Here is a 23,557-nt window from a genome sequence, read left to right as displayed (position 1 = left end):
GGCGAGCGCGGCTTTGGCCGCCCCGATTGGTATGTGTCGGTGTTCCACCTCGTCTGTGCTCGCCCACCCTCATTTTGGGTGGCGCGCATCGTTCCAATTAACGGAGACCGAGCGTGACCCATCCCACCCACGATTCCCGCCCCGAAGCCTATATCGCCGTGCGCCTTGAAGCGCATGCGGAGCTGTTCGACAAGCTGTCAAAGCTGCGCACCTTCCTTGGCATGCTGCATGCCAACGCGCTGGACCACTTCCTCACCATGGACGAGGTCTGCAAAGCTGAATACCTCGGCACCTGTTCTGCGTGGGCCGATGCGGCATTCAACGCGCTCACCGTGTGGGACGGCGCGGATCGGTAGGCCGCCATGGCTGGCAATCGAATCTTGTTGGTTGAAGCCGACGCAGCAGCAGCCCAACAGCTATCGCAAGCGCTATATGGCAGCGGCCATCATGTGCAATGGGTCGATAACCTCGCGCAGGCGCAAGCCGCCGTGCAGGTCGTCTCGCCTGATCACGATAAAGGCAAGCGGGGCCGGGCGGAGCCGCCCGCAGGCCACCCCATCCCCCTCTGCCATAATTGTCACTTTCTCTGGATTGCCTTGGCGACCCAGGCCATTCATCGCTAGACTCTCCGCGTCCCTTTCGTGCCATAGAGAAAGGGGCCGAGGCGTGGAACCCTCGTGAACACCGGGCAAGAGTCGAGCATAGACACTTGCCCTCTGTCTGCTATGGCCTGGTTTGCCTTCATGGGCGAGCCGGGCGAGCGCGGCTTTGGCCGCCCCGACTGGTGTTCATCGGTGTTCCACCTCGTCTGTGCTCGCCCACCCCTCATTTTGGGTGGCGCGCATCGTTCCAATTAACGGAGACCGAGCGTGACCCATCCCACCCACGATTCCCGCCCCGAAGCCTATATCGCCGTGCGCCTTGAAGCGCATGCGGAGCTGTTCGACAAGCTGTCAAAGCTGCGCACCTTCCTTGGCATGCTGCATGCCAACGCGCTGGACCACTTCCTCACCATGGACGAGGTCTGCAAGGCTGAATACCTCGGCACCTGTTCTGCGTGGGCCGATGCGGCATTCAACGCACTCACCGTGTGGGATGGCGCGGATCGGTAGGCCGCCATGGCTGGCAATCGAATCTTGTTGGTTGAAGCCGACGCAGCAGCAGCCCAACAGCTATCGCAAGCGCTATACGACAGCGGCCACCATGTGCAATGGGTCGATAACCTCGCGCAGGCGCAAGCCGCCGTGCAGGTCGTCTCGCCCGATGTGCTGCTCATGGGCCTGCCATGGCCAGAGCGCCGGGTGCTCGACGTGCTGCGGGCCGTGCGAGCGGATGGACGAGCCGGCCGTCTGCCGATCATCGCGCTGTCCTGCTACGGCGATACACGCTCCCTGGTCGCGGCACTGGACGCCGGCGCGGACGACTACATGGTCAAGCCCTGCGACGCGGGTGAGCTACACGCCCGCATCCGCGCAGCGCTGCGCCGCCGCGCACCCCTGCAGGGCGACGAGGTGCTACAGGCCAACGGCTTGCGGCTTGATCCGCTCACGCTGGGCGTGATGGCGCAGACCGAAGCCGGGTTACGGCCGATCTCGCTCAGTCCGCTGGAATTCCGTCTGTTGCACTTTCTGGTAACGCATCCCCAGCGCGTGCATTCGCGCATGGAGTTGCTGGATCGCATTTGGGGCAGCGGCGTTCTCGCAGGTGAACGCATGGTGGATGTGCACGTGCGCAAGCTGCGCGTGGCGTTGGCGGGTACGCCGTGCAATGGCCGGATTCAGACGGTACGCGGTGGTGGCTACCGCTTGGTGGTGGATGGTGCCCCATGGTGAGCGCATGGTGAGCGCATGGTGAGCGCATGAAGCCCGCCAACGCTGGCATGCACGGCTATGCGAGCAAGCTCTGCGAAAGCGATACCGTTGTCGCAAATCTTGGTCGGCTTCTGCGCGCAGTGGGGCCGTCTGCGCGGCGGTTCTACAATGAGCCTTTCTCTGGCTCATTTCTTTTGTCATGCGCGTACTGCTCGTAGAAGACGACGAGATGATTGGCGACAGCGTGCGCAAGGGCTTGCGTCACGACGGTTTTGCCATTGACTGGGTGCGCGATGGTGAGGCCGCCGTGCAGGCTGTCACCGCACCTGGCGCCGCTGGCGCAGACCTTGGCGCTTCCATGTTCGACCTCATGCTGCTCGACCTCGGCTTGCCCAAGCGCGACGGGCTCGACGTGGTGCGCGAGGTGCGCCAGCGCGGCATCGCCATCCCCATCCTGATCCTGACCGCGCGCGATGCGGTGGCCGACCGCGTGGCAGGTCTCAATGCCGGCGCAGACGACTACCTCGTCAAGCCCTTCGACTTGCAGGAACTGGCGGCACGCATGCACGCGCTATTGCGCCGACAAGGGGGCCGCGCGGATCCACTCATGCGCCATGGCGAGGTGCTGCTCAACCCCGTCACGCGCGAGGTGCTGCGCGCCGGCCTGCCCGTCAAGCTGTCGGGGCGCGAGTTTGCAGTGCTGCATGCACTGCTCGCGCGGCCGGGCAAGGTGTGGTCGATCGCGCAGTTGCAGGACAACCTCTACGGCTGGGATGAGGAAGTCGGCAGCAACACGGTGGAGGTCTACATCCACGCACTGCGCAAGAAACTCGGCAGCCATTTCATCCAGAACATCCGCGGCGTGGGGTATGTGATTCCACGTGAGGCGCCCGCGTCGCCTGCGGAACCTGACGGCGGCGAAGCGCACCAATAAACCATGCAATCCATCCGCAAAACCCTGCTGTGGTGGCTGGCCGGCGGCCTGCTGGCAGGCATCGCCATTGCCACCGGCCTGATCTACACGCAGGCACGCCAGGAAGCCAACGCGCTGTTCGATTACCAGATGCAGCAGGTGGCCGCTGCGCTGCCAAGCCAGTGGATCGACCCGCCGCCGCCGGCGCTGGCCGGCATTGCGCGCGACGATGATGTCGTGATCCGTATCTGGGATGGCACCGGCCGCAGCCTGTATCTCTCGCACGCGCGGCCCGATCTGCCGGACCAGGCGGAGCTGGGTTTTTCCGATGCGAATACGCCGGAGGGCCCGTGGCGCATCTACAGCGTCGCGTTCGGGCCTGCCGTGGTGCAGATCGCACAGCCGTATAGCGCGCGGCACGAGGTGGCGGCGCGCATGGCGCTGCGTACGGTGGCGCCGCTGCTGATTCTGCTGCCGCTGCTGGGCTGGATAGTGTGGCTGGCGGTTGGGCGCGGGCTGGCGCCGCTGGGTTCGGTAGCCAAGCAGGTGCAGGCGCGCGATGCAGCGGCGCTGTCGCCGTTGCCCACGCAGGGGTTGCCTGACGAGATTCGCCCGCTGACCAATGCGTTGAACGATCTGCTCGCGCGTCTGGGCACCGCGCTTGCGCACCAGCGCGCGTTCGTGGCCGATGCCGCGCACGCTTTGCGCACGCCGCTGGCCGCGCTCAAGCTCCAGTTGCAGGTGGCTGACCGCGCCGAGGACGAAGACGAACGCCGCGCCGCCCATGCCGATCTGCATCGCGGTGTGGAGCGCATGATCCGCCTCGTCGGCCAGTTGCTGACGCTCGCGCGCCAAGAGCCGGGTGCGGCCGATACGCAGCGTGCATCGGTTGCACTCGATGCCGTGGCCGCCGACGTGGTGGCCGAACTGTCTCCGGCGGCTGTGCACAAAGGCATTGATCTGGGGATCGCGGTGGAATCGCAGCCTGCGGCCGTCATCGGCAATGCCGATGCACTGCGCGTCCTGATGGTCAATCTTGTCGACAACGCGCTCAGCTATTGCCCGCGCGGTGCCCGTGTTGATGTGTCGACGGGGCACACGCCCGGCGGTGGTGCGCAGCTTGTGGTGGAAGACAACGGCCCCGGCATCCCCGCCGAAGAGCGCGAACGTGTGCTCGATCGCTTCTACCGTCCGGCGCAGGCGCCCTCTGGCGGTAGCGGCCTGGGTCTGGCCATCGTCCGGGAGATTGCACAGGCGCATGACGCCACGCTGGCGCTGGAAGCGCGCGAGGGCGGCGGGTTGCGCGTCGTGCTGCGCTTTCCGTTCAAGGCCGACGTCTAACGGGGATTGCGCTTGCGTGACTGCATGGGCGACAACACATGGCGCCCCTTGAACGCTCGGCTGAACGCCGCCTCAGAGGTGTAGCCGACCCGGCCTCGCCTCACCCGCCTGATCTGATCGAATTTCCGGGTCGCAGCCATTGGCTGATCGTTGGACCCGGCTGGGAGGCGGTTGCCGCGAAAGCACGCTTGTGGGCTGAGGCGCACGCCAAAGGTGCCTAAGTGTGCGTTTAAGTTTGGATTAAGTCTGCGCGCCTACGATGCCTCCAACCGATGGGCACGACAGGCGACTCCGCAGGCCGTGGCCCACGTGCTGAGCATGAGAGGACACGACAATGACGCGTCAAACACTGGCACGCAGTGCGGCTGGCCTGGCCGCTGTAGTCGCCGTTGCGGGCGGCTATGCCTATCTGCAGAAAGACATGATTTCACGCGCGGTTGCTGCCCCCGTGGCCACCGCCACGGCAACGACTGCCCCGGCCTCCGGCGCGGCTCCGGTGGCCGTGGCCGCACCGATGGATTTCTCCGGCATCGTCGAGCGCTATGGCCCGGCGGTGGTCAATATCAGCACCACCGCGCATGCGCAGCGCACCAGCATGCAAGGTCTGCCGCCCGGCATGAGCCCGGATGATCCGTTCTCCGAATTCTTCAAGCGGTTCATGCCGCAGATGCCGCAGCAGCGCGGCGACCAGATCGTGCGCGGGCTGGGCTCGGGCTTCATCGTCTCGGCTGATGGTCTGATCCTGACCAACGCCCACGTGGTGGATGGCGCGCAGGAGGTCAACGTCAAGCTGACCGATCGCCGCGAGTTCAAGGCCAAGGTGCTGGGTGTGGACAAGCAGTCCGATGTGGCCGTGCTGCGCATCTCGGCCAAGAACCTGCCGGTGGTGCAGATCGGCAGCCCTGCCAACACTAAGGTGGGTGAGCCCGTGCTGGCCATTGGTTCGCCGTATGGTTTTGAGAACACGGTCACGGCGGGCATCGTGAGTGCCAAGTCGCGTTCGCTGCCCGACGATACGTATGTGCCCTTTATCCAGACCGACGTGGCCGTGAACCCCGGCAACTCGGGCGGCCCGCTGTTCAATCAGCGCGGCGAGGTGATTGGCATCAACTCGCAGATCTACAGCCAGACCGGCGGCTATCAGGGCCTGTCGTTTGCCGTGCCGATTGATGTGGCAATGAAGGTGGAGCAGCAGCTTGTGTCCACCGGCAAGGTCACGCGTGGCCGCCTGGGCATTGCGGTGCAGGAGGTCGATCAGTCGCTGGCCGATTCCTTCAAGCTGCCGCGGCCCGAAGGTGCGCTGGTCAATTCGGTCGAAGACGGTGGCCCCGCTGCCAAGGCTGGCCTGCAGCCGGGCGACGTGATTCTGCAGATTGGCGGTGCACGCATCGACCGTTCGGGCGATCTGCCTGAGCAGGTGGCTGACATCAAGCCGGGGTCTACCGTGCCGCTGCAGATCATCCGCCAGGGCAAGCCGACCACGCTGACTGTGACCGTCGGCGCCGCCAAGGACGCGAAGGTGGCATCCAGTGAGAAAGCTGCGCCCGACCAAGGCCGCCTGGGCCTGGCAGTGCGCCCGCTGCAACCGGAAGAGAGGCGCCAGAACGGTCTGCCCGGCGGCTTGGTGGTGATGGACGTCACCGGCCCGTCGGCCAAGGTCGGCATCCAACCGGGGGATGTGATCCTGTCGCTCAACGGTACGCCGGTGTCATCGGTGCAAGAGCTGCGCACGCTGGTGGATCGCGCCGGCAAGCATGTCGCCCTGCTGGTGCAGCGTGACGATACGAAGATCTTTGTGCCGGTGGATCTGGGTTGACGTAAATCCTGGCGCCGTTGCCGGAAGAAAAGACAGCGCTCATAGCGAAAACAACGTTTTCCGCACCCTGACCGGCTGGCTGTCCGCGTCAGGGTGAGAACTGTTCAAATGCTGCGAGCGCATGTGTCGCGTACATCATCGATGGGCCGCCCCCCATGTACACCGCTGTTCCAAGCACTTCCTCAAGCTCGGCTCGCGTGGTGCCCAGTTTGACAAGCGCCTGGACATGAAAGCCAATGCAGTCATCGCAGCGGCTGGCAATCGCAATACCTAGCGCCACAAACTCCCGCGTCTTCTTGCTCAGTGCACCTTCTTTCGTGCCTGCGGCAGCCAACTGGCTGAAAGCCGTCATCAAATCCGGTTGAGTCTCGCGCATGTGACGCATCTGTGTTGATACGTCTTTGACTATGGTCTTGAACTCCGGGATACCGCTCATGGAAGCTATCTCCGTCCTTTGGGAAATGCCATTCAATGGGGCCCGGCAACTGGTCGGCTGCCGGGCCAGTTGAAGTGAGGTTACTTTGCGTCAGCCTTTGGCGCGGCGCAGGTTTTCACGCCGAGGATGCTGTAGGCAGGGCAAACGCGCACGATGCCGGTCAGGAGTGGCACGATGCCAATCCAGCCCCAAGCACCAATGTGTCCCGTCGCGGCTAGGCCAATCAAGACCAGCCCAACAACGATTCGGAGGATGCGGTCGACTGTTCCAACATTGACTTGCATGGCGGGTTCCTTCTCACAAAATGGATTGCGCGGGTTCATTCACCAAGGCCAAACGGTTCGCGCATTCCGTTCAGCGAATGGGCGCTGCGCTGCGCGCCCTTAGAAAAATTCTTAGCCCTTATCAAAGATGGGGACATGATGTAACGCAACGAATTGCGAAGTCGCGTTGCAGCGTCGCCGCCCGGGGCCTGCCAGCGTGCATCTTTCGGTCTGTCGCCCTGGGGCCGCCAGTCGTTGCCTCGGGGCGCGCAGTCGGACGAGGCAACGATGTTTTCCATGGATTCACCGGGGGCGATTACGCGCGCTGCATGCTGGATTTCGTCCGTTCGATGATCTCGAAGACCACCATGCCGGCCACCATGGCCGCCACGAAGCCGACCGCCTTCGGATAGCCCGCACCAAGGGCGACGAGCGCGGGGCCAGGGCAGAAGCCCGCCAGGCCCCAGCCGATACCGAACGCGGCGCTACCCAGCACCAGCCTCGGCGTCACGGTTGTGCTTGCCGGCAACTGCACGGGCAACCCAAGGAATGAGCGTTTGCGGCGTTTGGCAATGAGGAACGCGAGTGAACCGATAACAATCGCACCGACCATCACAAAGGCCAGAGAGGGGTCCCACCGGCCTGCCAAGTCGAGAAAGCCCTGTACCTTGGCCGGGTTGGCCATCCCGGAAATCATTAGGCCGATGCCGAAAAGCAGGCCCGCGAACAATGCGGTAATGGCGGTCATGTCAGCCTCCAATCAGGTGCCGTTGCACGAAGACGGTCAGGAAGCCCGCCGCCATGAAGGTCAGGGTGGCAACCAGCGAGCGGATGGAGCCGCGCGAGATGCCGCACACCCCGTGGCCGCTGGTGCAGCCGCTGGCGTAGCGCGTGCCCAGGCCCACCAGAAAGCCGGCGACCAGGATTTCGCCCCAGCCGGCCTGGATATCCGCAATGGCCGGCCTGCCGAGCACGCCTGCAATAACAGGGGCACCGACCAGACCGGCAACGAAGGTCAGGCGCCAAGCCCAGTCGTTGCGTGGCAGGCTCAATAGGCCTCCCAGGATGCCGCTGATACCGGCGATACGGCCGTTAAACAGCACCAGCACGGCGGCGGCCGCCCCGATGATGAGCCCCCCGCCCAGTGACAGGCCAGGTGTGAAGTTGGCAACGTCAATCAGCATGTCTTCTCCTCTTCGCCATCGGCGCAGAACTGTTCGTAAAGGACGTTCATGACGGCAAGCGCCGGCCCACTTGCGACCGAATAGAAGATGCTCTTGCCGTCGCGGCGGGTCGCCACCAATCCGTTTTCGCGCAGGATGCCTAGCTGCTGTGAAAGCGTCGGCTGCCGGATACCCAGCCGCTCTTCCAGTTCGCCCACAGACAGTTCCTCTTGCGACAACTGGCACATCAGCAGCAGTCGGGCAGGATTGGCCAGCACCTTGAGCAAGGCGCAGGCGTTCGTCGCGGCGGCCTGCATGCTGGCGAGGTCGATAGTGGCGTGTGTCGTGTCCATGGCTTGCTTTCAATTTCAATAAAGATAGTATATAAAAAAATAAATTATTTTCCAGTAGATTGATGTGCGCCATAGGAGGCTCCATGCAGCCGATTGTTCAGCCGTTCTTCGACCCTGCAACCTGGACGGTGACCTACGTGGTTTATCTGGAAGGGCATATCGAGTGCGCCATCATCGACTCGGTGTTGGACTACGACCCAAAGTCGGGGCGCACGTCGACAGTGAGTGCCGATAAGGTCATCGCATTCGTGCGCGAGCATGGACTGCGCGTCGCGTGGATTCTCGAGACGCACGCGCACGCCGACCACCTCTCGGCTGCGCCCTATCTCAAGCACCATCTGGGCGGCCGTCTCGCTATCGGGCAAGACATCCGGCGCGTGCAGGGTGTGTTCAAGAAACTCTTCAATCTGGAGCCGGAGTTCCGGCAGGACGGATCACAGTTCGACCACCTGTTTGAAGATGGCGAGACGTTCGCCATCGGCGGGCTGACCGGCAAGGCGATTCACGTGCCAGGCCACACGCCTGCCGACATGGCGTATCAGATCGGGGATGCGGTTTTCGTCGGCGATACGCTGTTCATGCCGGACGTTGGCACGGCGCGTTGTGACTTCCCGGGTGGAAACGCGCACGAGCTGTATCGCTCCATCCGCAAGGTGCTGGACATGCCAGGCGAGACGCGGCTTTTCATGTGTCACGACTATCCGCCCGAAGGACGTGGTCCGGCCTGGGAAACGACGGTGCGTGACGAACGGAATCGCAATATCCACGTGCACGACGGTGTGACCGAGGCGCAGTTTGTCGCCATGCGGCAGGCGCGTGACGCGACGCTGGCAATGCCGACGCTGATTCTGCCTTCGGTGCAGGTCAACATCCGGGCAGGGGAGCTGCCTCCGCCTGAAGAGAACGGCGTGCGCTACCTGAAGATCCCGCTTAATGCCGTCTGAGGTCACATCGCAGACGCGAACCCGCGCGGCGTTTTGCCCGCAGTCACTGAGGTCTGAGAGAAGCATGCAATTCGGCATCCGAGCAAATCTGGGTCAGTTCTTGCAGCAGCTTCTGCAAGTGCTGCTGGTCGGCTTGACCATTGGCATGATGCGCAACGTCGTCCCGGCCTTGGCGGAGTCTGAGTTCGGTGTGCCGCGTGGGTCGTTCATGCTCTTGGTGGCGTTTGTTGTTGCCTTCGGTTTTGTGAAGGGCGCGATGAATTTCATCGCGGGGCGCCTGGCCGAACAGATGGGCCGCAAGCGCGTGCTGGTGTTGGGTTGGCTCGTTGCATTGCCCATTCCTCCTCTGGTCTATCTCGCACCCAACTGGTCGTGGGTTGTGTTCGCGACCATCTTGCTGGGCATCAACCAGGGATTGACCTGGTCCATGACCCAGACCGCAAAGCTCGATATCACGCGGGCCGATCAGCGCGGGCTGGTGATTGGTCTGAACGAGTTCTCCGGATACGTGGGCGTGGCCTTTGCGGGCGTCGTCACGGGATACCTTGCCTCAATGTTTGGCCCGCGGCAGGGCCTCCTGTGGTTCGGCAGTATGGTCATCGGATTGGCCACGATTCTTGCGTGGCTGTCCGTCGCTGAAACGCTGCCCTGGGCCCGCGACGAAGTCAGGCGTCATGCGACGTCAGCCGCAGAGGCACTGCGACCAAAATATCCGACGGCGGTCGGGGCGCAACCGACCACCGCAGAGATGTTTGCGCTGATGACGTGGCGGGACCGACGGATGGCTGCACTCAGCCAGGCGGGTATGGTCGAGAAATTCGTCGATGCCCTGGTCTGGGTGTTCTGGCCCGTTTATCTGCATCAGCACGGGGTAGGCTTGCCAGGCATCGGCTGGATTGTGGGCATCTACGGCTTTACGTGGGGCGCCGCGCAGTTCCTTACTGGAAAACTGTCTGACCGACTGGGCCGTCATCTGCTCAACGTCCTTGGGATGTGGATGTGCGGTGGCGGGGTCGTGCTGATGCCGCTGGGTGCGGGCTCAACGTGGTGGAGCGTCTGCGCCGCGATCGCGGGGCTCGGCATGGCCATGCTCTACCCGAACCTGAGTGCAGCGGTTGCTGACATCGCGCATCCGAACTGGCGGGCCTCGGCCATCGGCATCTATCGCTTCTGGCGTGATCTGGGTTATGGCATTGGCGGACTCGGACTGGGCATCAGTGCTGCGCTGGGCGGCAGCCTTCAAAGCGCGTTCTGGTTTGTCGCCGGCGCCATGTTCCTGTCTGGACTCTTGCTCTATGTGTGGGGTGAGGAGACCCATCCGCGTTTGAATCCGGCCGGCTGATAGCGCAGGCCCCGCTTGCGACGCATCCACGGTTAGAGGATTCACGTGAAAAACCTCAAGCGTGCTCTGTCGATGCCGCATATAGCCAAAAAACACTGCACTCGCATGTGCGGTTGACGAACATCAACATCGATACCGCCACAGTGCCTACATTTTTTTGTAGGCGCGTGGTTGAAGACCGCCTGCGTCGAGAGCGTGTTTGTTCAACCCACGGTGAGGTCGGCCATGCATGAGAGAGTTCTCATTTCTCCCGTCGAACTGGCGGAGATGATGAAAACCGGGCCACTGGTACTCATCGATACCAGAGACGCGGCCAGCTATGCCGAAGCGCATTTGCCTGGTGCGGTGAATATCCATGAAATCTTTACTTATTTGGCGACGTCAACGCCGCAAGGCGTGGCAGCTTTGCGGCAGGCATTTACCGAAGCCTTTGGCAAGGCTGGTTTGTCCGGGAAGGAAACAGCAGTCGTCTACGAGCAGTCGATGACGACCGGCTTTGGGCAGTCCTGCCGGGGCTACGTTCTGCTCCGTTACCTCGGCTACCCAAGAGACAAGATCAAGGTGCTCCATGGCGGCTTCAGCGCATGGCGCGCAGCGGCGCTACCCAGCACGACAGACGTACCGCCCCCGAAGCCCGTCCAGTTTCCGCTGGTAACGCAAGGAGGTCGCGTCCTCGTGGATCTGGAAGACATGAAGCAGGCCGTCGCAGACCCGCGTGTCGTGAAGCTCGATGTGCGGGATGTCGATGAGTGGATTGGCGAGAGTTCATCCCCCTACGGCAAGGATTTCTGCCCGCGAAAAGGCCGTATTCCCGGCTCGGTTTGGCTTGAGTGGTATCGCATGATGAAGCCGACCCCCACGGGGCCGATGTTCAAGTCAGCAGCAGAAATACTTGCCGAATGCGCGACGGTCGGGATTCGCCCGGATACCCCCGTCATCGTCTTCTGCTTCAAGGGGGCGCGCGCGTCAAATACGTTCGTCGCGCTTGAGGAAGCCGGCATCAAAGACGTGCGGCTATATCTCGGTTCCTGGAACGAGTGGTCGCGGGACCCTTCGCTTTCCATCGAAGCGGGACTGCCCTACTGATTGCAGTGCGCAGCCATCGCCATCGCACACCGGCGCGGGCATGTTGGCATCCATCTTTCGCCTGAGGAGATACATGATGAGAAAAGCCGTTCTGCTAGCCACGCTGTCTGCCGTGGTCCTTTCCAATGCCTCCGTTCTTGCCCAGCCGACCGCAGGTGCGAACAAGGGCAGTCAAGCTGCACAAGCGCAAACGAACGTGGCCGAGTTCGACAAGAAGACTGCGGTTGTTCGGGAAAACATGAAGAAGATGCAAGAAGAAATGGACAAGATTCGGCAAACCCAAGACCCAAAAGAGCGCCAGCGATTGCTCGATGAGCATTGGGTGACGATGCAGAGCACGATGAGCATGATGCGCGAGCTGTGGGGGCCGGGAATGATGGGCGGCCCTGGAATGCGCGGTGGTCCCATGATGGGCGGCGGCCCAATGATGGGGTGGCGGGGGATGGGAGGCTACTACTCACGGCTCACGCCCGAGCAGATGAAGGAACGCCAGTACATGGCTGACCAGTACATGAACCTCCACTACCAGATGATGGAGCAGATGATGCTGAACCATCAGATGTGGAGGCAGGCGCCACGGTAACGTCGATTCGATGAATGGTGCGACACCATGAAAACGCCAGCCTCCGAGCATGTTGTTCGTCCGTTCTGGCCACCCCTTCTTGCGGGCGTTGCTTTGGGGCTGGTTCTGCTCCTGACATTTCTGTTGACAGGGCACGGACTTGGCGCCTCGGGGTTCGTGACGCGCGTGACCGCATGGTTCGGCGTGGAGGTGGCTCCTTCCGCCACGCAAAGCAATGCGTACCTGGGGCCGCTGGTGGCTGACAGCAATCCGCTGGCCAACTGGATTACGTGGGAAGTGGTTGGGGTCGGGCTGGGCGCCTTCGCGGCAAGTTTGAGCGCTGGGCGGTTTCGGATTCGCCTCGACGGGACTCGACCTTACGGTGCGGCGCTTCGCGCGGTTCTCGCGTTATTCGGCGGCGTGTTGTCTGGCTTCGGGGCCCGCGTTGCTGCGGGCTGCACGAGTGGGATGGGGCTTTCCGGTTCAGCAGTTCTTGGCGTCGCCGGATTCATGTTCCTGGTCGCCTTCTTCGTTGCTGGACTGGTTGTCAGTCGCTTGGTCAAGGGAGGTCCGCAATGAGCTTTCCGGCAAATGATGCTGGCCTGGCTTCCGGGCTGTTGTGCGGTGTCCTGTTTGGGTACGTGCTGGAGAACGCCGGCTTTGGCAGCCCGTGCAAACTGACGGCGCAGTTCAGGCTTTCGGACTGGTCAGTGTTCAAAGTCATGTTTACCGCCATCGTTGTTGCCGCGCTTGGGCTGCAAATCCTCGCGCAGGGCGGCGTCGTCAATTTAGACAACGTATTCGTCCCGCCTGCCTATCTTGGCGCCGTTGCCATCGGTGGCGCCTTGCTTGGTGCTGGCTTCGCCATGGGCGGCTATTGCCCCGGGACATCTGTCGTGGGTTTGTTCTCCGGGCGGCTGGATGCGCTGCTGTTCGGTGCTGGCATGGTCATCGGCACGGGGGCATTTGCCATTGTGTTCCGGCTTGTCGAGCCCTGGACCACCTTGGGAGACACGGGAGGCAAGGATACGTTGCCCGAGGTGCTCGGCGCGCCCGTGTGGGGGGTATTGGCAAGCCTGGTCTTCATTGCATTCGTGTTGTTCGCGGTTGGTGCGTACTTTGAGCGCCGTCTCAAGGGCCCAATGACCGCCGACCAAGTCATGGATATCGACAGCGCTGCCGAAACATCATCGTCTGAAGGGGCCCGTATATGAAATCCGTGTGCAGTTCAAAACAGCGGCTATCACGCGCGTTGCCGGCACTCGCTATTGCGATGAGCTGTGCCGCCGCTGCTCCCACTGCTGCCACTGCCGTCGCAGCGGACGCGGCAGTCCGAGAGGGGCCGGATGTCGCGTCGGCCACGAAGGGGCAGCCGGGCAGCCCGTGTTCGCCTAAGCGTGAGTCGAAGTCAGGGGCTTCAGGAAGTCCATGCGCGCCGTCTCGACGCAACGCCAAAGACAGCCCTTGCGCGCCGGCAAAGGCTCGTGGTTCGCAGGGTTCAGAAAGCCCATGCGCGCCCAGGCGCTGAACAAAGATGCCGCAGCGTGCGACCGTCCGCCGATACCGGGCCGCTGAAAGTCTGGTGCAGGTGCAAGCCGCCTACGCGCGGCAAGGAAAGAGCATCGCTCTGGCCGCGATGGCGGGCAGTCATCGCTTCATGGAATGGAATCACTATCCGGCATTCGATCTCCGCGATGAAGCAGCAGGGACGATTGCCTACTACCACGCCCATGCAGCGTCAGACCGGCCAGTCAACGAGCATGGGCACTTTCATCTCTTTGTTTCCAGCGGCAGCAAACGGCCGGACGCCAGCGGCTATAGCCATCTTGTCGGCATTTCGGTGAATGCGCGGGGCGAGGCGTTCCGATTGTTTACGACGAATCGCTGGGTGACTGACGAGGACTGGCTGCCGGCAACGCACATCGTTCCAAGACTGGCCGGATTCCGATTGGCCACGGCTGGCAGGTTGGCGCCCGTGGCGCGCTGGCTAACCGCAATGACCTGCATTTATGCCGCAGACATCGGCGCTTTGCTTGAACAACGCGACGCTGTTGTCGAGTCACACGCCCGCGCAGAAGGGAAAGAGGCCGTGCTGGCAAGCAAGGAACTCCAGGTTCTGAGTCAGCAGATGATTGATGTTCCGAAACGCCTGCTGCAAATCGAAGAAGCGTTCGATTCTGCAGGGTGCGTTGTTATCTGAACGCGAGGAGACTGGTCATGGACCGAATTCGGTTTCTGTTGCTCGGGTTGACCCTTTCTGGCTCGGCGCTTGCGCTTGAGGTGCCAGGGCCGGTCGTCGACGCGGCCTGGTTGGCGCAGCATAGCAGCGAGGTGCAGATCGTCGATATCCGCAGCGACACACAATCATTCACGACACAGCCCGCCTACGAAACCGACACGAAGGCTGGTGGCAAGGTTCTTGTGGGCGTTGGCGGCCACATCCCGGGAGCCCTGCTGATTGACTTTCAGACCATCCGAACGGACAGGAAGATTGGCAATCTGGTTGTGAAGTACATGAACCCGGAGAAGCCGGAATTCGAGCACCTGATGCAGGCCGCAGGCGTGGTCGCGAACAAGCCGATTGTGCTTGTTGCCATGGGGCAGAGCGCCTCGGATATCGACCAGGCGACGCGGCTGTATTGGCAGTTTAAATACTACGGCGAGAAGAACATGGCCATTCTCGACGGCGGGTTGGCCGGCTGGCTCAACGAAGGGCGCAGCGTCAGCAGTGCAGCCAGTGCCCCCACGAAAGGGGATTGGGTCAGCACGGCTGAGGACAAAGCGCTGGTGGCTGAATCGAAAGATGTAGCGCAAGCGATGAAGAGCCATAAGACGCAGTTGGTGGACGCGCGTGACTTGCTCCAGTACTTCGGGCTAGCCAAGCGCTCCGACGTCAAGGACTACGGACATATTCCGGGGGCTCGCGTCTTTCCTCCCGACGTTCAAGTCAAGATGGAAGGCGGTGTCGCCAAATTTCTGCCATCTGCCGCTTACCAGTCTGTCTTGGAGCAATCCGGAATTCGGACAACTGCACCGGCCATCACGTACTGCAACACTGGGCACCTGGGCTCAGGGGCTTGGTTCGTGATGTCAGAAATCCTCAAGATGCCGAACGTTCGCCTGTACGACGGCTCAACGATGGAATGGACGCAGGAGAATCGGCCTATGGTCAGCGTACCGGTGCGCTGAACTGTGTAACGGGCTGGCCGGCGTCAGCCGCAATTGCAACTTGCGCAACGGCCACCGGGGTTCAAGGTTGCGGTGCGGGCAGGGGGGGCGTCAATCAGGTCTGCCATGACCTTCCTGCTCTTCGGACGATGAAGGCCGCGCCGCTTCTTTCATGGGATCAGCGTGCCGTGCAGAGCCGTGCCATTGCGCGGTCCAATGCGATACGGTGCAGCGTATCGAGCGATTTCTCATGCGCCACACGGCCGATTGCATTCGCCACCTGTGTCGGGCAATCCGTCTGGCTGCGGGCCGGGGCGGCATCGCGCAACGCTTGCAGGATGGATTTCTGCAGCCCGTCCAGCTTGGGCCGGATCACCTCCGGCAGGCTCTGCCGCTGCGCGGTGGGTGCGGCACCGGCCCGGCGCCAGTCGTTCAGCAGCGCGTACTGCACTTCCTTGTTTGCCTCGATCTGGTCTGTGAAGACATTCCCTGCGTCCGCCGCCGCCAAGCCGTAGCCGGGCGCCTCTGCCGAGACATTGGCAATGACCTTGGCCTCGCGCGCCGGGTCGTAGACCGGCTGCCCGCTATCCCATTTGCTCAGCGCCACCTGATCTGCGGTGACGAGGCGATCCGCCAGATGGCGGAGCAGCGGTGCGAAGGTGTTTTCCTGGGCGTGGGCCTGGGCGGCGCAGGCTGCCGCCAACAACAGGGCACAGGCGATTCGGGGTGTCATCAATGTGTTAAAGACGGTCTTCATGCTCGGTACCCGACGATTGCCGCGTGTCTTGCGGATGGGAGCGGCCATCATACCGAAGCCCCGATGACTCGGCGTGGACAACGTTGTTCCGATGCGCGCCAGTGCGCGCCGTTAGGCCGTTTGCACGTGCTGTCTGCCACAAACCCAGGTATCATGCGGGCTACGCGCCGTGTTTGTCTGTAAAGCCTGCGGCGGCGCGGCTAGCTGAGCATACGACGATGGATTTCTACCCCGATCTGGAAGGTTTGCCGCTGTTCGCCAAACCCGCTTTCGGCTGGGAGGAACAGGCGTCGGTATCACCAGCCGAAATTTCCCCCATCAAACCTCGCCGCCTGCGCCGATGGCGCGGCCCGATCACGCATTGGGAACGCGGCTACCGCTCCCACTACTATCGCGACAAGCGCGGCAAGAAACTCGGTGAAATCCACCTGAGCCCGCGCGGTCAGGCGCCGCTGCTCTATCGCTGGCTGGCCGGCACGCTCTCGGGCATCGAAGGGTCGCTCACGCACGCACGTATGCGGGTGGAAGAGGCGATCGGGTTTGGGATGCGGCAGATGGCGCTGTTCTAAGCGCCAGCCAGCCGCGCCGTCAGGCACGGTGGATGCGTCGCCTCTGGGTTCACCACGACCAGGAGAAACCCATGCCGACCATCGTCCGCATTTTCACAGACCACGCCGCCGCTGAAGCCGCCCGGCAGGCCGTGCTGAATACCGGTCTCACGCTGGAGCGTGTGGCGCTGTCGCATCAAGGTGACGAAGCAGGTGCCTTGTGCGGCAACTTCCTTTGCGGCGACTACGAGCCCGGCGGAGAAAACGCCGAGACCTACGAGCGCAAATTCCAGAACGTAGTCATTGGCGGCCGCTTCCTGCTGACCATCGATGCCGAACCGGCTCAGGTGGACGCCACCGAGGCCGCGCTCCAGCCAGCCGGCGGACACGCCGTGGACGACCTTGGCCCTACGCCCGAACGCTGAACGCTGAACGCATGCGCACGTGCGGCGATTCTGGAAGGCAAGGACTGCATTCGCCGAACCGGTCGTTGCCCGTGCGCCACCGGCTGTTAGATCAGGACAGCCTGTCGGCGCTTGTCGCGCTTAGAACTTGTGGCGCATGCCAATGAGTGCGCCCGTCTGACTGCTGCCCGCCAGGGCCGCTCCGCCGCTGCCCAGCGCCATGGATGAACCGTTGCGGTTCAGCGCACGGGCTGCGGTGAAGTACAGATCGGTTCGCTTGGAGAGCGCGTAATCGGCCTGCACGATAAACAGCCACGGGTCCTGATTGTTGGCGCGGTTGTCCAGGTAGTAGGCCGAGCCGGTTACGGACCACGCCGGTGTGAAGTTGTACGTGGCGCCAAGCCAATACATGTTCGAGCGCAGCGCCGTGGTCAACGCGGTGCTGCCGGTCGAACCGCCGTACTGCGAGCGTGCCCATCGATACCCCCCCACCAGCTTGACCGGCCCGAGCGCAGTCGCTGCGCCAAAGGCGAGATTCTTGTTCGACAAGTCTTGCGAGGCCACGCTGGAGCCTTGCGTCTGGTCATACGCCAGCGCAAAGCTGGTCGCGCCCATGGCATACGCAAGCTGTCCGCCGATCTGTCGGCCCGCCTTGCTGGCACCGGCGATTTCTGCGCCCAAGCCGGCGTCCCAGCCTGTGCTGTAGGTGGCTTCGACCGTCAGCCCGCCAAAGATGCCGAGATACTTGATCGCGTTGTCGATGCGCTGGGCGAATACTGCGTCCATTGACGTGATCGAATAGCGCGCTGCAACGCCCAGCAAGTCATACGTCTTGGCGAAGTCGTAGATGGGTGCATCCTGGCGGCCAAGCGTGACGGTGCCAGCGCTGCCCTGCAGCCCGCCATACGCACTGCGGCCGAACAGGCGCGATGTGCTGCCGGTGCCGTTGGCCAGCGTGCCGGTGTCGAGGTTGGTGCCGTTCTCCAGCAGGAACAGCGCCTTCATCCCGCCGCCGAGGTCTTCCACGCCACGCAGGCCGAAGCGCGAGCCTGACTGATTGCCCGGTTGCATGCGCACGACGGATGCGCTGCCGCCGCCGGTCTTCGGCACGTTGTTGATGACTTCGATGCCGATGTCCGCCACGCCATAGACCGTGACGCTCGATTGGGCGTGTGCGAAGCCGGCGGTCATGCCGACGGCCAGTGTGGCCAGTGTGGCCAGTGCGGCCGATTGCAGGTGTTTCATGAAATTCTCCCTGGGGTGTGTTGGTGTAGTGAGCAGGCAGCAGCCCGCCCGCCGGGCGGCGCGATGCCCGGCAGCTGGATGGGAACAATGGGAATGGGTGCTCAGTCGCCTTGCGTCGGCTCGGTAATGGCGGTTTCCGTCACTCGCACAAGCACCGTCATGACAAAAGAGATAGCCAACAGCCCGGCGAGAAACAGCAGCCCCGCCGTGGTGCTATGCGTCTGGCCTTTCAGATACCCGATGGCGAATGGCCCGACAAAGCCGCCGAGGTTGCCCACCGAGTTGATGACGGCAATCGATACGGCCGCAGTGGAACGCGTGAGAAACAGCGTCGGCAACGCCCAGAACGGCGACTTGAACGCATACAGACCGGCTAGGCTCAGGCAGATCATCACCATGGCCATAACGGGGTTGCCAATGAAGCCCGCGCCTACGAAGGTGAGTGCCGCCACGCCCAGCGGAATCGCTGAATGCAGCCTGCGCTCTGCGCGCTTGTCGGAGCGGCGCGACCACCAGATCATCACCACCGTCGCAAACACATACGGCAGCATGGCGATCAGCCCCACCTGCGTGTGCGACAGCGTGGACGAGAAGCCCTTGATGATCTGCGGCATCCAGTAACCGATGCCAAGGCTGCCGCACTGGTAGACGAAGTAGATGAACGACAGGTACAGCACCTTCGGATTTGCCATCACCTTGAGCGTGCCGAGGTGTGCGGCGGCGGGGCGTGCTTTTTTATCGCGCTCCAGCTCCGCCAGCAGCCAGTCGCGCTCGGCTTCGGACAGCCAGCGGGCATCCTTGGGGCGATCGGCGAGGTAGAGGTAGCACAGCACGCCACCGATGACTGCCGGTGCGCCCTCGAGCAGCAGCATCCAGCGCCAGCCGCTCCATTGCAGCCAGTGGACGTTGTCCATGATCCACGTGGAAAGCGGCGCACCGATGATGTACGAAACAGGAATCGCTGCCGTGAATAGCGCCACCGTGGTCGCCAACTCGCGTGCGCGAAACCAGTACGTCAGGTAGACGATGATGCCTGGGAAGAAGCCGGCCTCCGCCACGCCCAGCAAAAAGCGCAGCACATACAACTGCGTTGCGCTCTGCACAAAGGCGGAGACCATCGCCACGATGCCCCAGGTGACCAGGATGCGCGCGATCCAGCGGCGCGCACCGAAGCGGTTGAGCATGACGTTGCTGGGCACCTCGAACAGAAAGTAGCCGATGAAGAAGATGCCCGAGACGAAGCCGAAGGCCTCGCTGCTGAGCGCCAGCTCCTTGTTCATCTGCAGCGCCGCGTAGCCGATGTTGGCGCGGTCGAGATACGAAATGATGTAAAGCACGAACACGAACGGGATGATGCGCCAGGTGATCTTGCGCACGATCGCCTGTTCGTCGGGCGTGGCAAGCGCTTGCATATTCATCGTGTTGGTGGGCACCGAAGCGGGGGAATTGGACACGTCGTTCACCTTCACCTCAAGCCGGATGCGAGAACACCATGCAGACGGGGCTGCCGCTCTGCACGCTCAGGCCGGTGGGGCGCAGGCGCCCGCTGTGCGCATCGATGCCGAAAGCGACGATGGTGTCGCTGTCTTCGTTCAGTGCGTACAGGAAGCGGCCGTCGGGGGCGATGGTGAAGAAGCGCGGTGTGCGCCCGCCGGTCTTGTCCGCGCCAGTGAAGTGCAGCAGGCCCGTGGCGGCGTCGATGCGGAACACGGCGATGCTGTCGTCGCCGCGGTTGGATGCATAGACGAAGCGGCCTGCGGTATCCACTGCGATTTCTGACGCGCGGCTGTTGCCGGTAAAGCTGTCCGGCAGCGATGACAGCACCTGACGCGGTGTGAGCGTGGCGGTGGCAGCGTCATAGCCGTAGGTGGTGACGGTCGAATCCAGCTCGTTGACGACATAGGCAAAGCGGCCGTTCGGGTGGAACGCCACATGGCGCGGGCCCGCGCCTTCGCGCGCTTCCACAAAACTGGGCGCTGCGGGCGTCAGGCGGCCGTCGGCAAAGCGGAAGGCGAAGGTGCGGTCCAGCCCCTTGTCCGGGACGATGACAAAGCGGCCCGCCGGGTCGAACGGGTTGAAGTGCGGCTTGGCCTGTTTCTGCTCAACCCGGTGCGGGCCGACGGGGCCGTCGAGCTTGACCAATTGCGTGACCGCACCGAGCGCGCCGTCGCCGGCAATCGGCAGCACGGCCAGACTTGCGCCGATGTGGTTCGTCACCACGATGAATTTGCCCGACGGGTCGATTGCCAGATGCACGGGGTTCTTGCCCTGCGTGCTCTGCTTGTTAAGGAAAGTGAGCTGACCGCTGGCGCGGTCGACGGCGAAGGCACTGATGTCGCTCAGGTCGCCATGCACGGTGTAGAGCCGGTCGCCTGCGTGGTTCAGCGCCAGGAACGAGGGGTTCACCAGGTTGTTGACGAGCTGCACCGGCTCAAGCGCGGCGGTGTGCGTGTCGACGCGGAACACGCTGATCCCGTCGCCGCGGGCGTTGCGCTCGCGCGTGGTGCGCGAGCCAACGTAGGCATACATAGTCATGGGTTTCGAAGTCGTAGAGGTAAGGTGCGTGGCGGCCGCGGCCATGGTGGGCGTGCCCATGGACGCCAACGCGGCGGCGTGCAGCAGGCGCCGCCGCAGGCGGTTCGGCTCGGAAGAATGGGGCTCGGCGGGGGCCGGTTTCATACGCGTCTCCGTGCGTGTTTTTCGTGATTGGGGTTTCCACTTGATTGCATTTTTTCGTATACACATGCAAAAATACAGTCATGGAAAACACCTACACCCCACCTGAAGCGTCGCTAAGCGTTGGCGGCACCACTTATCGCTATGTCGATCTGCCGGCGATGTTTGGCAGCGTGCTCACGCGACTGCCGGTTGTGCTGCGGCTGTTGCTGGAGAACGTCATCCGCAACACACAAGGCGAAGAACGCCAGCGTGCAGTGAACGGTGTGCTGCGCTGGCTGAACAACGGCACCAGCGAAGAAGAGATCGCCTTCCAGCCGAACCGCGTGCTGATGCACGACACGACGAGCACGCCCGCGCTGGTGGACATCGCTGCCATGCGCGATGCATTGGCTGAAGCCGGGGCCGACCCGACCACGCTCAACCCGGTGCTGCCCGTGGATGTGTCGGTCGACCACTCGCTGGCCGTCGAGGCCTACGCGCAGCCCGATGCCGCCACGCGCAACCTGCAGATCGAGATGCGCCGCAACGCCGAGCGCTATCGCTTCCTGCGCTGGGCATCGAACACGCTGCGCGGCGTACGCATCCACCCGCCGGGCACGGGGATCATGCACACCATCAACCTGGAGCAACTGGCGACGGTCGCCACCGTGCAGACCATCGACGGTGCCCGGTGGCTCGTGCCCGATACCCTGATCGGCACCGATAGCCATACGCCGATGATCAACGGCATCGGCGTGCTCGGCTGGGGCGTGGGCGGCCTGGAGGCGCAGACCGTGATGTTCGGCATGCCGGTCATGCAGCGCATTCCGGATGTGATTGGCGTGCGACTGACCGGCGCGCTGCCGGCAGGCTCATCCGCCACCGATCTGGCATTGACGGCGACGAAGGCGCTGCGCGACATCGGCGTGTCGGGCGAGTTTGTGGAGTTCTTCGGCCCTGGCGTTGCCGCGCTCTCTGCAGGCGAGCGTTCTGTCGTTGCCAACATGGCACCCGAATACGGTGCGACCACGGGCTTCTTCCCCGTGGATACGCAGACGCTGGCCTACCTGCGCACGACCGGCCGTACGGAAGGCGCCATCGCGCGGGTGGAAGCATTGCACCGCCATGCAGGTTTGTGGTTCGACCCAGATAACACGCCGCGCTACACGCGCGTGGTCGAGATCGACCTGAACACCGTGCATCTGCACGTGGCAGGCCCGCGCCGGCCGCAGGATCTGCTGCCCTATGCGCAGACGGGGCGGGCGTTGTCCGCCATCGCGGGCGCCGCACAACCGAGCGCGACGCTGCCCGCGTACCCCGTTGCGATTGCCGCGATCACGAGCTGTACCAACACGTCGGACCCGGCGCAGCTGATCGCGGCGGGGTTGGTTGCGCGCCGTGCACGTGAACGCGGCTTGCGCGTGCCCGCGTGGGTGAAGACGTCACTGGGTCCAGGTTCACCCGCTGCCGCCGAATACCTCCAACGCGCTGGCCTGATGGACGACCTGTCGGCGGTGGGCTTCAACATCGTCGGCTTCGGCTGCACGACGTGCATCGGCAACTCCGGCCCGCTTACGGCGCCGATCCAGCAGGCGGTTGCGAAGGGCGAGACAGCGCCGGTGGCCGTGCTCTCGGGCAACCGTAACTTCCCGGGCCGCGTGCATCCGGACCTGAGCCTCGGCTTCATCATGTCGCCGCCGCTGGTGATTGCGTTTGCACTGGCGGGTGATGCCGCGCTCGATTTGAGCAACCAGCCGCTGCAAACCACCGCAGACGGCACCCCCGTCTATCTGCGCGACCTGTGGCCGATGCACGAAGAGATCGACGCGCTGGTCCGGCAAGGTACATCGCCAATGGACTATCGTCGCGCCTTTGCCGTTGCCACCGCCAACCCAATGTGGGCCGCCATCGATGCCCCCACAGCCGCCCGTTACCCGTGGGATGCGCAATCCACCGCGCTGCGTCGCCCGCCATTTGCATCGCTGGACGCCGGCAGCCAGCTCGGCGAGTTCGACGCCCACCCGCTGCTCGTGCTGGGTGATGACATCACGACTGACCACATCTCACCCGCCAGCGCGATTCCGAAAGACAGCTTCGTCGCCGATTTTCTTGTCGACCGAGGGGATGACCGCAATGACCTCAACGTCTTTGCATCGCGCCGCGGTAACTGGGAAGTGATGGTGCGTGCCGCGTTCTACAACAGGACGTTGGTGAACCTGCTGGTGCCCGGCGCGCCTGTCGCCCACACCGTGCATGTGCCGAGCGGCAAGGTTATGCCGATCCACGAAGCGGCGCAGTGCTATCACGATGAAGGTGCTTCGGTCGTGCTGCTGGCGGGCGCGCGCTATGGCACCGGCTCGTCGCGCGACTGGGCCGCCAAGGGGCAGCGGCTGCTCGGAATCCGGGCGGTCATTGCGGTAAGCTTCGAGCGCATTCACCGTTCCAATCTGATTGGCATGGGCATCTTGCCGCTGCGGTTTCCGGCGGGGGTGAATCCGCAGACGCTGAACATTCGCGCTTGGGACACGATTCACATCTCGGCGTTGCCGGAGCGGATCGAACCGCGTTGCACTGTTCCGGTTCGTATCCGGCGTGCAGATGGCAGCGAGGAGACGTTCGCCGCCGCCGCCGCCGTGGAGACACAGCTCGAAGCGACGTTGCTCCGACGCGGAGGCGTGATCCCCTCGATCCTTGGCGATACGTTGGCCGCAGCGTGATTGCCGCAGATGCCCGTGCCCATGACGCTA

General features: G+C 63.3%; 27 protein-coding genes. 17 read left to right on the top strand and 10 right to left on the bottom strand.

The genetic code is table 11. From position 1 onward, the window contains the following. Positions 1 to 113: 113 nt before the first annotated feature. The 6 genes from PSUB009319_RS00205 (at position 114) to PSUB009319_RS00180 (ending at position 5,881) form a co-directional block, all read left to right on the top strand. Positions 114 to 356 (top strand): hypothetical protein, encoded by a 243-nt coding sequence (locus tag PSUB009319_RS00205; RefSeq protein ID WP_260392770.1) that lies wholly within the window; start codon positions 114 to 116, stop codon positions 354 to 356. A gap of 513 nt (positions 357 to 869) precedes the next feature. After that, on the top strand, positions 870 to 1,112 hold the full coding sequence (locus PSUB009319_RS00200; protein WP_260392770.1) for a hypothetical protein: 243 nt from the start codon (positions 870 to 872) through the stop codon (positions 1,110 to 1,112). Positions 1,113 to 1,118: 6 nt separating this feature from the next. After that, entirely contained in the window at positions 1,119 to 1,832 is a 714-nt protein-coding gene (locus tag PSUB009319_RS00195; protein ID WP_124380252.1) for a winged helix-turn-helix domain-containing protein, read from the top strand. Positions 1,833 to 2,010: 178 nt separating this feature from the next. After that, positions 2,011 to 2,745 (top strand): response regulator transcription factor, encoded by a 735-nt coding sequence (locus PSUB009319_RS00190; RefSeq protein WP_124380251.1) that lies wholly within the window; start codon positions 2,011 to 2,013, stop codon positions 2,743 to 2,745. Between the two features lie 3 nt (positions 2,746 to 2,748). Beyond that, positions 2,749 to 4,065 carry an ATP-binding protein gene (locus PSUB009319_RS00185; RefSeq protein WP_124380250.1) on the top strand — a complete coding sequence of 439 codons (1,317 nt, stop codon included), beginning with the start codon at positions 2,749 to 2,751 and terminating at the stop codon, positions 4,063 to 4,065. 334 nt (positions 4,066 to 4,399) lie between these two features. After that, on the top strand, positions 4,400 to 5,881 hold the full coding sequence (locus PSUB009319_RS00180) for a DegQ family serine endoprotease (protein ID WP_124380249.1): 1,482 nt from the start codon (positions 4,400 to 4,402) through the stop codon (positions 5,879 to 5,881). An 88-nt stretch (positions 5,882 to 5,969) separates the two neighbouring features. Here PSUB009319_RS00180 and PSUB009319_RS00175 read toward each other — a convergent pair whose 3' ends face one another. From PSUB009319_RS00175 to PSUB009319_RS00150, 6 genes are all read right to left on the bottom strand, one after another. After that, entirely contained in the window at positions 5,970 to 6,317 is a 348-nt protein-coding gene (locus PSUB009319_RS00175) for a carboxymuconolactone decarboxylase family protein (protein ID WP_124380248.1), read from the bottom strand. Between the two features lie 80 nt (positions 6,318 to 6,397). Next, complete coding sequence (locus tag PSUB009319_RS00170; RefSeq protein ID WP_124380676.1) at positions 6,398 to 6,601, bottom strand: DUF2892 domain-containing protein; 204 nt, start codon at positions 6,599 to 6,601, stop codon at positions 6,398 to 6,400. Positions 6,602 to 6,636: 35 nt separating this feature from the next. Continuing rightward, complete coding sequence (locus tag PSUB009319_RS00165; protein WP_124380247.1) at positions 6,637 to 6,879, bottom strand: hypothetical protein; 243 nt, start codon at positions 6,877 to 6,879, stop codon at positions 6,637 to 6,639. A 17-nt stretch (positions 6,880 to 6,896) separates the two neighbouring features. Further along, positions 6,897 to 7,328 carry a YeeE/YedE family protein gene (locus PSUB009319_RS00160; protein WP_124380246.1) on the bottom strand — a complete coding sequence of 144 codons (432 nt, stop codon included), beginning with the start codon at positions 7,326 to 7,328 and terminating at the stop codon, positions 6,897 to 6,899. A gap of 1 nt (position 7,329) precedes the next feature. Further along, positions 7,330 to 7,764, bottom strand: a complete 435-nt coding sequence (locus tag PSUB009319_RS00155) for a YeeE/YedE family protein (RefSeq protein ID WP_124380245.1) — start codon at positions 7,762 to 7,764, stop codon at positions 7,330 to 7,332. Next, positions 7,758 to 8,096 carry a metalloregulator ArsR/SmtB family transcription factor gene (locus PSUB009319_RS00150; RefSeq protein ID WP_124380244.1) on the bottom strand — a complete coding sequence of 113 codons (339 nt, stop codon included), beginning with the start codon at positions 8,094 to 8,096 and terminating at the stop codon, positions 7,758 to 7,760. The genes PSUB009319_RS00155 and PSUB009319_RS00150 overlap by 7 nt, the downstream gene beginning before the upstream one ends. 83 nt (positions 8,097 to 8,179) lie before the next feature. Between PSUB009319_RS00150 and PSUB009319_RS00145 the strand changes: the two genes are divergently transcribed. The 8 genes from PSUB009319_RS00145 (at position 8,180) to PSUB009319_RS00110 (ending at position 15,219) form a co-directional block, all read left to right on the top strand. Further along, a complete protein-coding gene (locus PSUB009319_RS00145; protein ID WP_124380243.1) occupies positions 8,180 to 9,040 on the top strand; it encodes an MBL fold metallo-hydrolase in 861 nt (286 codons plus the stop codon). A 64-nt stretch (positions 9,041 to 9,104) separates the two neighbouring features. Next, positions 9,105 to 10,382 carry an MFS transporter gene (locus tag PSUB009319_RS00140; RefSeq protein WP_124380242.1) on the top strand — a complete coding sequence of 426 codons (1,278 nt, stop codon included), beginning with the start codon at positions 9,105 to 9,107 and terminating at the stop codon, positions 10,380 to 10,382. Between the two features lie 225 nt (positions 10,383 to 10,607). After that, positions 10,608 to 11,468, top strand: a complete 861-nt coding sequence (locus PSUB009319_RS00135) for a sulfurtransferase (RefSeq protein ID WP_124380675.1) — start codon at positions 10,608 to 10,610, stop codon at positions 11,466 to 11,468. 40 nt (positions 11,469 to 11,508) lie between these two features. Next, positions 11,509 to 12,051 carry a hypothetical protein gene (locus PSUB009319_RS00130; RefSeq protein ID WP_260392769.1) on the top strand — a complete coding sequence of 181 codons (543 nt, stop codon included), beginning with the start codon at positions 11,509 to 11,511 and terminating at the stop codon, positions 12,049 to 12,051. 27 nt (positions 12,052 to 12,078) lie between these two features. Further along, entirely contained in the window at positions 12,079 to 12,609 is a 531-nt protein-coding gene (locus tag PSUB009319_RS00125; protein WP_124380241.1) for a YeeE/YedE thiosulfate transporter family protein, read from the top strand. Then, positions 12,606 to 13,244 (top strand): DUF6691 family protein, encoded by a 639-nt coding sequence (locus tag PSUB009319_RS00120; RefSeq protein ID WP_124380240.1) that lies wholly within the window; start codon positions 12,606 to 12,608, stop codon positions 13,242 to 13,244. The genes PSUB009319_RS00125 and PSUB009319_RS00120 overlap by 4 nt, the downstream gene beginning before the upstream one ends. A gap of 320 nt (positions 13,245 to 13,564) precedes the next feature. Beyond that, positions 13,565 to 14,230, top strand: a complete 666-nt coding sequence (locus PSUB009319_RS00115; RefSeq protein WP_124380239.1) for a hypothetical protein — start codon at positions 13,565 to 13,567, stop codon at positions 14,228 to 14,230. Positions 14,231 to 14,247: 17 nt separating this feature from the next. Further along, complete coding sequence (locus tag PSUB009319_RS00110) at positions 14,248 to 15,219, top strand: sulfurtransferase (RefSeq protein ID WP_124380238.1); 972 nt, start codon at positions 14,248 to 14,250, stop codon at positions 15,217 to 15,219. A 157-nt stretch (positions 15,220 to 15,376) separates the two neighbouring features. Here the strand turns inward: PSUB009319_RS00110 and PSUB009319_RS00105 are convergent, their stop codons facing one another. Next, positions 15,377 to 15,955, bottom strand: coding sequence for a chorismate mutase (locus PSUB009319_RS00105; RefSeq protein WP_374704174.1), 579 nt, complete (start codon positions 15,953 to 15,955; stop codon positions 15,377 to 15,379). A gap of 218 nt (positions 15,956 to 16,173) precedes the next feature. On the opposite strand from PSUB009319_RS00105, the gene PSUB009319_RS00100 reads away from it, so the two are divergent. Both PSUB009319_RS00100 and PSUB009319_RS00095 read left to right on the top strand, forming a co-directional pair. Beyond that, positions 16,174 to 16,524 (top strand): hypothetical protein, encoded by a 351-nt coding sequence (locus PSUB009319_RS00100; RefSeq protein ID WP_124380237.1) that lies wholly within the window; start codon positions 16,174 to 16,176, stop codon positions 16,522 to 16,524. A gap of 71 nt (positions 16,525 to 16,595) precedes the next feature. Beyond that, positions 16,596 to 16,928: a hypothetical protein gene (locus PSUB009319_RS00095; protein ID WP_185453384.1), complete on the top strand. Its 333-nt coding sequence runs from the start codon at positions 16,596 to 16,598 to the stop codon at positions 16,926 to 16,928. Between the two features lie 120 nt (positions 16,929 to 17,048). On the opposite strand, the gene PSUB009319_RS00090 is transcribed toward PSUB009319_RS00095, so the two are convergent. The 3 genes from PSUB009319_RS00090 to PSUB009319_RS00080 form a co-directional block, all read right to left on the bottom strand. Then, entirely contained in the window at positions 17,049 to 18,152 is a 1,104-nt protein-coding gene (locus PSUB009319_RS00090; RefSeq protein WP_124380236.1) for a porin, read from the bottom strand. A 101-nt stretch (positions 18,153 to 18,253) separates the two neighbouring features. Next, the gene (locus PSUB009319_RS00085) at positions 18,254 to 19,564 is read right to left on the bottom strand and encodes an MFS transporter (protein WP_124380671.1); all 1,311 of its coding nucleotides are present in this window, start codon (positions 19,562 to 19,564) and stop codon (positions 18,254 to 18,256) included. 58 nt (positions 19,565 to 19,622) lie between these two features. Continuing rightward, positions 19,623 to 20,831, bottom strand: coding sequence for a lactonase family protein (locus PSUB009319_RS00080; RefSeq protein WP_124380235.1), 1,209 nt, complete (start codon positions 20,829 to 20,831; stop codon positions 19,623 to 19,625). Positions 20,832 to 20,911: 80 nt separating this feature from the next. On the opposite strand from PSUB009319_RS00080, the gene acnA reads away from it, so the two are divergent. Further along, the gene (acnA, locus tag PSUB009319_RS00075) at positions 20,912 to 23,527 is read left to right on the top strand and encodes an aconitate hydratase AcnA (protein ID WP_124380234.1); all 2,616 of its coding nucleotides are present in this window, start codon (positions 20,912 to 20,914) and stop codon (positions 23,525 to 23,527) included. Positions 23,528 to 23,557: the final 30 nt, after the last annotated feature.

This window comes from Ralstonia sp. SET104 (genome assembly GCF_003851545.1).
GTDB lineage: Bacteria > Pseudomonadota > Gammaproteobacteria > Burkholderiales > Burkholderiaceae > Ralstonia.
The sequence above is the reverse complement of the archived record's forward strand: the minus strand, read 5'-3'. Positions and strand labels throughout refer to the sequence as shown.

What these genes read in the sequence shown, in the direction of transcription:
- PSUB009319_RS00195 (WP_124380252.1), top strand. Translation starts at nt 1,119, where the DNA reads ATGGCTGGCAATCGAATCTTGTTGGTTGAAGCCGACGCAGCAGCAGCC.
- PSUB009319_RS00175 (WP_124380248.1), bottom strand. Translation starts at nt 6,317, where the DNA reads ATGAGCGGTATCCCGGAGTTCAAGACCATAGTCAAAGACGTATCAACA.
- PSUB009319_RS00095 (WP_185453384.1), top strand. Translation starts at nt 16,596, where the DNA reads ATGCCGACCATCGTCCGCATTTTCACAGACCACGCCGCCGCTGAAGCC.
- PSUB009319_RS00180 (WP_124380249.1), top strand. Translation starts at nt 4,400, where the DNA reads ATGACGCGTCAAACACTGGCACGCAGTGCGGCTGGCCTGGCCGCTGTA.
- PSUB009319_RS00085 (WP_124380671.1), bottom strand. Translation starts at nt 19,564, where the DNA reads ATGCAAGCGCTTGCCACGCCCGACGAACAGGCGATCGTGCGCAAGATC.
- PSUB009319_RS00145 (WP_124380243.1), top strand. Translation starts at nt 8,180, where the DNA reads ATGCAGCCGATTGTTCAGCCGTTCTTCGACCCTGCAACCTGGACGGTG.
- PSUB009319_RS00115 (WP_124380239.1), top strand. Translation starts at nt 13,565, where the DNA reads ATGCCGCAGCGTGCGACCGTCCGCCGATACCGGGCCGCTGAAAGTCTG.
- acnA (WP_124380234.1), top strand. Translation starts at nt 20,912, where the DNA reads ATGGAAAACACCTACACCCCACCTGAAGCGTCGCTAAGCGTTGGCGGC.
- PSUB009319_RS00100 (WP_124380237.1), top strand. Translation starts at nt 16,174, where the DNA reads ATGGATTTCTACCCCGATCTGGAAGGTTTGCCGCTGTTCGCCAAACCC.
- PSUB009319_RS00130 (WP_260392769.1), top strand. Translation starts at nt 11,509, where the DNA reads ATGTTGGCATCCATCTTTCGCCTGAGGAGATACATGATGAGAAAAGCC.
- PSUB009319_RS00160 (WP_124380246.1), bottom strand. Translation starts at nt 7,328, where the DNA reads ATGACCGCCATTACCGCATTGTTCGCGGGCCTGCTTTTCGGCATCGGC.
- PSUB009319_RS00170 (WP_124380676.1), bottom strand. Translation starts at nt 6,601, where the DNA reads ATGCAAGTCAATGTTGGAACAGTCGACCGCATCCTCCGAATCGTTGTT.
- PSUB009319_RS00125 (WP_124380241.1), top strand. Translation starts at nt 12,079, where the DNA reads ATGAAAACGCCAGCCTCCGAGCATGTTGTTCGTCCGTTCTGGCCACCC.
- PSUB009319_RS00140 (WP_124380242.1), top strand. Translation starts at nt 9,105, where the DNA reads ATGCAATTCGGCATCCGAGCAAATCTGGGTCAGTTCTTGCAGCAGCTT.
- PSUB009319_RS00080 (WP_124380235.1), bottom strand. Translation starts at nt 20,831, where the DNA reads ATGAAACCGGCCCCCGCCGAGCCCCATTCTTCCGAGCCGAACCGCCTG.
- PSUB009319_RS00135 (WP_124380675.1), top strand. Translation starts at nt 10,608, where the DNA reads ATGCATGAGAGAGTTCTCATTTCTCCCGTCGAACTGGCGGAGATGATG.
- PSUB009319_RS00155 (WP_124380245.1), bottom strand. Translation starts at nt 7,764, where the DNA reads ATGCTGATTGACGTTGCCAACTTCACACCTGGCCTGTCACTGGGCGGG.
- PSUB009319_RS00150 (WP_124380244.1), bottom strand. Translation starts at nt 8,096, where the DNA reads ATGGACACGACACACGCCACTATCGACCTCGCCAGCATGCAGGCCGCC.
- PSUB009319_RS00090 (WP_124380236.1), bottom strand. Translation starts at nt 18,152, where the DNA reads ATGAAACACCTGCAATCGGCCGCACTGGCCACACTGGCCACACTGGCC.
- PSUB009319_RS00165 (WP_124380247.1), bottom strand. Translation starts at nt 6,879, where the DNA reads ATGGAAAACATCGTTGCCTCGTCCGACTGCGCGCCCCGAGGCAACGAC.
- PSUB009319_RS00110 (WP_124380238.1), top strand. Translation starts at nt 14,248, where the DNA reads ATGGACCGAATTCGGTTTCTGTTGCTCGGGTTGACCCTTTCTGGCTCG.
- PSUB009319_RS00190 (WP_124380251.1), top strand. Translation starts at nt 2,011, where the DNA reads ATGCGCGTACTGCTCGTAGAAGACGACGAGATGATTGGCGACAGCGTG.
- PSUB009319_RS00185 (WP_124380250.1), top strand. Translation starts at nt 2,749, where the DNA reads ATGCAATCCATCCGCAAAACCCTGCTGTGGTGGCTGGCCGGCGGCCTG.
- PSUB009319_RS00105 (WP_374704174.1), bottom strand. Translation starts at nt 15,955, where the DNA reads ATGAAGACCGTCTTTAACACATTGATGACACCCCGAATCGCCTGTGCC.
- PSUB009319_RS00120 (WP_124380240.1), top strand. Translation starts at nt 12,606, where the DNA reads ATGAGCTTTCCGGCAAATGATGCTGGCCTGGCTTCCGGGCTGTTGTGC.